At 36.8% G+C, this 6,765-nt stretch carries 7 protein-coding genes; 1 reads left to right on the top strand and 6 read right to left on the bottom strand.

Features of this window, described 5'->3' with window-relative positions:
• Positions 1-293: 293 nt before the first annotated feature.
• Positions 294-1,520, bottom strand: coding sequence for an MFS transporter (locus K9V48_RS09065; RefSeq protein ID WP_368858289.1), 1,227 nt, complete (start codon positions 1,518-1,520; stop codon positions 294-296).
• A 675-nt stretch (positions 1,521-2,195) separates the two neighbouring features.
• Between K9V48_RS09065 and K9V48_RS09070 the strand changes: the two genes are divergently transcribed.
• A complete protein-coding gene (locus K9V48_RS09070) occupies positions 2,196-2,567 on the top strand; it encodes a VOC family protein (RefSeq protein ID WP_224138501.1) in 372 nt (123 codons plus the stop codon).
• 188 nt (positions 2,568-2,755) lie between these two features.
• Here the strand turns inward: K9V48_RS09070 and K9V48_RS09075 are convergent, their stop codons facing one another.
• From K9V48_RS09075 to K9V48_RS09095, 5 genes are all read right to left on the bottom strand, one after another.
• Positions 2,756-3,151 carry a VOC family protein gene (locus tag K9V48_RS09075; RefSeq protein WP_224138503.1) on the bottom strand — a complete coding sequence of 132 codons (396 nt, stop codon included), beginning with the start codon at positions 3,149-3,151 and terminating at the stop codon, positions 2,756-2,758.
• Between the two features lie 68 nt (positions 3,152-3,219).
• A complete protein-coding gene (locus K9V48_RS09080) occupies positions 3,220-3,636 on the bottom strand; it encodes a VOC family protein (protein WP_224138504.1) in 417 nt (138 codons plus the stop codon).
• Positions 3,637-4,333: 697 nt separating this feature from the next.
• Positions 4,334-4,882 carry a BMQ_0737 family morphogenetic spore coat protein gene (locus tag K9V48_RS09085; protein WP_498043119.1) on the bottom strand — a complete coding sequence of 183 codons (549 nt, stop codon included), beginning with the start codon at positions 4,880-4,882 and terminating at the stop codon, positions 4,334-4,336.
• A 476-nt stretch (positions 4,883-5,358) separates the two neighbouring features.
• Positions 5,359-6,255: a carbohydrate kinase family protein gene (locus K9V48_RS09090; protein WP_224138507.1), complete on the bottom strand. Its 897-nt coding sequence runs from the start codon at positions 6,253-6,255 to the stop codon at positions 5,359-5,361.
• A gap of 277 nt (positions 6,256-6,532) precedes the next feature.
• The coding region (locus K9V48_RS09095) for a hypothetical protein (protein WP_224138509.1) at positions 6,533-6,765 on the bottom strand (233 nt) is incomplete at its 5' end.

Here is a 6,765-nt window from a genome sequence, read left to right on the forward strand (position 1 = left end):
CCGATCACAATGTATAATTTGCACTCTCACATTTTAATGTTAACTAAAAATAAAATATAGTTAACAATTAAAATGGTATATTCAATAACATAATTTGTCAATATTTTTTCTTTCGCACATTTTCGCATCATATTGCAATATTTGCTGTTATCACCTTGTAGATACATCTGAATTACATAAAAAAACAGCCCCTATAATGATAGAGACTGTCTGCTTTATAACTAACATTCATATTCTTTTGTTGAATCCCAATTTATAAAAATTGGTGAAAACGGGCAATGGCAGACATATTCTTACAAATTACTTTCTTCTAAGTTTGGCTTCCCCGCTTCGACTAACACTTTGCTCCCCAACAAGAAAAACCCTTGAATAAACATGAGGATTCCTGTTCCAATAAGAAGCCATTCAATTTTAACAAAATCAGATATTGGTCCAAATACAAGCATTCCCAACGGCATCATCGAAGTTGAAATCATACCTAATACACCGAATACTCTTCCAAGGTAGTCCTGTTCCACTTTCTCCTGTAGTAAGACCGTAGAAGGTGTATTAAAGATCGGCATTGCCACTCCGACAATCCCCATGAAAAGCAAATAAAGCCAAAAAATAGGAATGATCCCAAGAGCAAACGTACAAGCACCAAATATTAGGGCCGCTAATGTCATCGTATGAATCTTGTTTTTAAAACCACCCCAAGATGAAATGACAATTCCACCAATCATCATCCCGATTGAAAAAGTGATTTCAATCGCTGTTAACCGCCATACATCATCACCAAAGCTGCGTGTAACCTGTAACGGCGTTAGAAATGCCACTGGTGCTGATAAAACAAAGAAACAAGCGAAAAACAGGAAGAATTTCTTAAGAAAATCATGGTTCTTGATATAACTAAAACCTTTTTGCATGTCACTGAAATAGCTTGTCGTTTGCTTTAGTAATGCTTTTTCATGAACAGAGATCCGTAAGAAAAACAGCAAGATACTAACAGCGATCGCAGCGGTAACCACATCAATAAAGAATATTGTTTCGAGTGAAGCAGTTGTTAGTAGCGCTGCACTGATAATTGGAGCAATCAGCATAATCATCGCTTGAATACTACCATTTGTTCCGTTCACCTTCGTCAGTTTATCCTCGGGTACAATCTGAGGAAGAATCGCTCCAACAGCCGGCGTTTGAATACCAGTTCCAACAGCGCGAACAGCTGACATGACAAAAAGAAGCCAAAGATCATCATATCCGATTAAAAACAAGATAGCTAAAATTAACGTTGAAATAGCAATCAACGAATCTGCTAAAATGATGAGCATTTTTCGATTGTAACGGTCAGCCCATACTCCAGCAATCGGCGAAAGAATAAAAGTCGGCAAAAAGCCACATAAAATGGAGATCGTCATCATCATCCCCGACTGAGTGTTCAATGTGATATACCAAAGAATGGCATACTGAACCAAAGCAGATCCAAAAAGGGAGATCGTTTGACTACCTAAAAAGAGAATAATATTTTTCTTCCAATTTTGCATTGGATTTTCAGTTGTTTGTTGCATGTTATACACGTCCTTATTTTGATTTTCTAGTTTATGCACAATTTCTTTTTTAAACAGAAAAAAAACACAGACGACCTAACTGTGTATACGAGTAAACGGATAAGGACTTATTTAAAGCTTTCTAGCATTTGGCCTTTAAAAAAAGATTCCTCATGTAACTTATCCATCACTACCCCGTCTTCATATAAGCTTACTGATCACCACTTAAGACAGGTGGATAAGAAAAATTGGCTATCTCGATGAATTCTATTCTAACAGCGCAAAAAAACGAGGGCAGACCTATCCCCTCGTTTTTACATTCCGTAAAATAAAAGTTTCCTTAAAAACAGGCAGACCAATCCATTTACCCTGCACACATGCAGAGCCTTTGAACGTATTCAATTATCTGTTCAAAGCGTTGAATCGAAGTCTCATTGATGCTGTCAAAAGGAAAACCTCCATTTCTTTAAAGTTAGGTTAACTTTATCAGAAATAGACAAATTATACAACAGACAAGCTGTAGCTTTTTTGATTCCATCACATAATGTACTCGCTAGACTCCCTATTAAATTTAGTAAATATTGTGTATTGCAAAGTACTCATTTATACTTAATTTATTCCATTTAAAAACTATCTGAATTTATAGTCATTCATTTAAAGGAGGAGAAAAATATGAAACTAGGCGCATTTTCTGTAAGTTTAAATGTAAAAGATATAAATGAATCAAAATCATTTTACGAAAACCTAGGATTCCAAGTCCTTGGAGGAGAAATCAACCAAAATTGGCTCATTATGAAAAATGAAAATTGCATAATCGGGCTATTCCAAGGAATGTTTGAAAAGAATATTTTGACTTTTAATCCAGGATGGAATGAAAATGCTGAAAATCTAGAATCCTTTACGGACATTCGAGAGCTACAAAAGCAACTTAAAGTAAAAGGAATGAACATACTAACTGAAGCAGATGAGTCAGGTGAAGGACCAGCACATTTTACAATTGAAGATCCAGATGGTAATCAAATTCTTGTAGATCAACATCGATGAAAAAGAGGAAATAATGGTACCTACTTACAACTATTATCAAACATGATACATATAATTGTACTAAAGAGCCTTTCGCTCAATCTAAGGTTAAATCTTAAATTGAGCGAAAGGCTCTTTAGTGTTTTGGGAAACCTACCGTATCTTTCAGTTAACTTTATGGATGCTCCAGATATACAATGGAAAAAGTTCTATTTAGCGTCCTTATCAGGTTGATGAATGCCAAATATATTCCCCTCAGTATCAATGTAGTATCCCTGCCATGCCATACCTGGCAGGGCGTATTTTGGCATTGCGACCTTGCCGCCATTATTCATAATTTTCTTTTCTGTAGAATCATAATCTTCTACACCCATTGTACAAGAGAAGGCATTCAAAGCCTGGTTTGTTTCTGGGGCACCACCTTTACGTTGCATCAAAGCACCATTGATTCCAGGTTCATTTTCATCACCAGTGACTACGCCAAAGTAAGGCACCCCTGCATAATCACTCCAATCCTGGAATGTCCATCCAAATACCTCACCATAAAACTTCTTTGCCTGCTCCATGTCATTCACATGAATTTCGAAATGGATTAATCTTCCCATAATTTCCTCCTTATTCTCATAAAGTAATACTTCCATCAGAGTGGGTTTTCTTTTATCCCTACTAATGTTTACCCCTGATTCATTGCACTTTCATCCATATAAACAACTTCCCAAATATGGCCGTCTAAGTCCTGAAAACTCCATCCATACATAAATCCATGATCTTGAGGGTCATTCGAAGATTTACCACCAAATGCTAGTGCCTTATTTACCACTTCATCGACCTGATCCCGACTTTCAGCTGATAAGCAAAAAATCGCTTCGGATGAAGTAGCAGCATCCACAATTTCCTTCTTACTAAACTCTTTGAAACGTTCTTCGACCATTATCAATACGAAGATATTGTCGCTGACGATCATACAAGCTGTGCTCTCATCCGTGAATTGTGGGTTAAACTCAAAACCTAGCGCCTGGAAAAAATCAGTCGATTTGTGCAAGTCTTTCACTGGTAAATTGATAAAGATATTTTTGGATTTTAATGCCACTTTTATCACCTCATGCCGACATTAACACAGTTAAAAACACTGTGTTAATTTTGGTTTCATTAGAATTTCCTTAGTAAAATAACTACTCTTTCACCATCTCAATTGAACTACTCACGACTTAATTCTCTAACAAAAATTTAAAGTCGTATATTCCAAAAGATAGAACCATACCCGTTCAACTAGGTATTAGATTTTCAACTCCCCCTTCAGACTTTCAAGATAGAATTCATCCTACAACAAAGAGTCTACAAGTGTAGAGCATATCTGAAAGCAAAAAGCTCTAACACATTCGTTCGGGAATATTCTTTTCCTACTGCACCCGACAAGATAGACAGATTATCTGCTCTAGTCATCGTGCATAACCGACGGTAGAAAAAGAACAGAGCATAGAATTTCACCCAACAAACGATAGGTTAGTTATTAGAACCCTATATTCCAGCTCATTTTCAAAGAACGATTTGTATAAAAATATAATAGCACATACGTTCGATATATTCAACCATTTTGATCAACGCTAACCGACATTCATCCATTAACAACAAAAAACAGACCAAAGCGTTGTGATTTGGTCTGTGATTCAAACAGATAATTTCTCCTATTCGTGACCTCTCGAGCTACATTTCCTCAATATCAGGCACATTACTCCTCTACCTCTAACCACCTGGACACCATTTCCTAAAATCAGACTACTAACACATCATGATCTAGGTCTACAACTAAACCGAACAGTACTAGAAGGCAACTCCAGTTGGATTCCTGTGGAAAAAGTGATGCTATCATTGACCTGCTCTATTTTAATACAATGGAAATCAATATTTCCATTCGGTTGATCATTCTCTTCGTCATTACCTTGATGCCAATCTAGCTTATCGTTTCTCGGTTTACAAACCCTTCCTTGCACCTCTAAAACGACACTTGAGAAAGAACTGATGATTGCACAAAGGTTGATATCCACATCAATTTGGTCTAGCTGAGCATCTCTACATATAATATTAACATTGCATTCAGCGCTTAGCGTGTTTAACGAGATGCTTGAAAGATCATTTATACAAATGAGGAATTTTTCACACTTGCGAAATGGAATGATCGTTGATTCGCAAACGTCTTCGCTTGTATACACAACAATTCGGATATTTCCGCTTATTAACGCATTTATGAGTGTTAATTCAACTACCGTACCATCTGGTAGCATGACCTCTTGCTCTTTGATTCGTTTTACATTCTGAAGCGAGTTACTGGAGTAAATTGACTGTCACTTGGAAAGGGCACTGACTTTACACCTCCGCATTTTTCCATATATAAAAATGAGATGAAGGAAATGATGTCGAAGTCACAATTCAGCAAGGAAAACAAGCGAATGTCCTAGAATGTGGGATTACTATATTTGGGGGAATGTTAATGAACGTAATCAAAAATGAGAGAAGATTAATGATCAATATGAAAGCTAAAAGAACACATACTCCTTTGAATCCAAACAATGTTTCTCCACTTAACTTGAAAACTCTTCCTCCATTATGTCTACCTCTTCAACTCCCTCCATTCATTTTCTAGCATCCTCATTTCCACTATTAATCACCCATTTTCCTAGAATCTTTCAAATCTGACCGATCCCCGATCCCCCACAGTAAAAGGAATTCCGGTAAATCACTCCATTTGATCAGTTATTTACCAGCAGATTGTGTAAATTAGTTTGGTTCAACCATTCTCCCTTTATCTTTCCGCTTACAATGAACCAATTTTGGTCGTCGCAATTGCACCTATTTTATTAGCAAATTGAACATACTCCTTTAATTGGCTATCGTCCACTGGCACTCCCTTTTCATGAAAACGGGATAAAATAGCTGCGAAAAAAGCGTCTCCTGCACCAGTTGTATCTACTGCCTTAACTTTTATTCCTGGAACATTTATTCTTTTTCCATCATGTAAAACACATGCCCCCTCTTCCCCCATTGTAATGAAAAGAAAAGGAATGTTCAGGTTAGATATTTTAACTAGACTTTCTTCCATTGTGTTTGTTTCTGTCAGGAACAGCAATTCATCTTCCGTCAATTTAACAAGATCTGCTCGTTTCATAAAAGAAGATACCCTCTCCCTGCATTTTTCTTCACTTTCCCAACGCTTTAAGCGAATGTTCGCATCGAACGACACTAGCATGTGAGATTCTTCTGCATATGTTAACGCCTGTTCTGTCGTTTTTCGTGCTTTATCATTGAATAGTGTCCCAGAGCTAAAGTAAAAGATTTTCCCAGTATGAAAAAGTTCTTTCTCTAATTCATCCACGGTTAACCATTCATCCGGAGTTTCATTTACATATTTATGAAAATATCTGTCACCAACCTCATCAAGATGTATGTACACACTACATACCTTTTTCTCAGAGGAAGAGACACAATAGTCAATATTGATGTTTTCTTTTTTCAACGCATCCGCAACAAACAAACTGTTTGTATCTGTACCTAATTTACATAAATAATAAGAAGGAATGCCAAGTCTACTTGCCCCCACCGCAACATTAACCGTTGCGCCTCCTAAAAACTGTTGATACCTTGTATTTGTCTGATCAGCGGAAATAAGATCAACAAATGCCTCACCTAAAGAAATGATTCCTTCCTTACTCAAGCTAGTCCCAGCTCCTTTAAAACCATAAAATATCATATAAGAATATAACAAATCGTAGGTTTTGTGAAGTAGGGAACAAAACAAGGTTTTGCCCGACCCTTCACTGGTGAGGGTCTAGTTGCTAAAGCCACCCAAATCTTTCGGTCTCCGAAGAGCACACCAAGGGGCTGGAGTTACCAGAACTACCTGAAGTCCCACACAGCAATCCTTCTATCGGAATTTTCACACCGAAGTGTCTGTGCAGAAAAACAAGCTTAAGGGTTTTTATTCCATAGAGTTAAAAAGGAAACTCTATTTCGCTATTAAACGAGAGATCGGAAACAATAAAATCTTGTAAAAAACAGTGTTTTACATTCATTTTTATTTTTTTCATCTTTTTTAATAGGTCATCATGCCATTTCTTTACTACTTTCCAGTGTTTGAATAAGTCCGAAAGAGGTTGTCCCTTTTTTGCTTCCTTTGCAAAAAGGACTAACAACAATTCTTTCGGTATTTTTTCTTCAAAACCCA

Source organism: Metabacillus rhizolycopersici, from assembly GCF_020075705.1.

What these genes read in the sequence shown, in the direction of transcription:
- K9V48_RS09065 (WP_368858289.1), bottom strand. Translation starts at nt 1,520, where the DNA reads ATGCAAAATTGGAAGAAAAATATTATTCTCTTTTTAGGTAGTCAAACG.
- K9V48_RS09070 (WP_224138501.1), top strand. Translation starts at nt 2,196, where the DNA reads ATGAAACTAGGCGCATTTTCTGTAAGTTTAAATGTAAAAGATATAAAT.
- K9V48_RS09075 (WP_224138503.1), bottom strand. Translation starts at nt 3,151, where the DNA reads ATGGGAAGATTAATCCATTTCGAAATTCATGTGAATGACATGGAGCAG.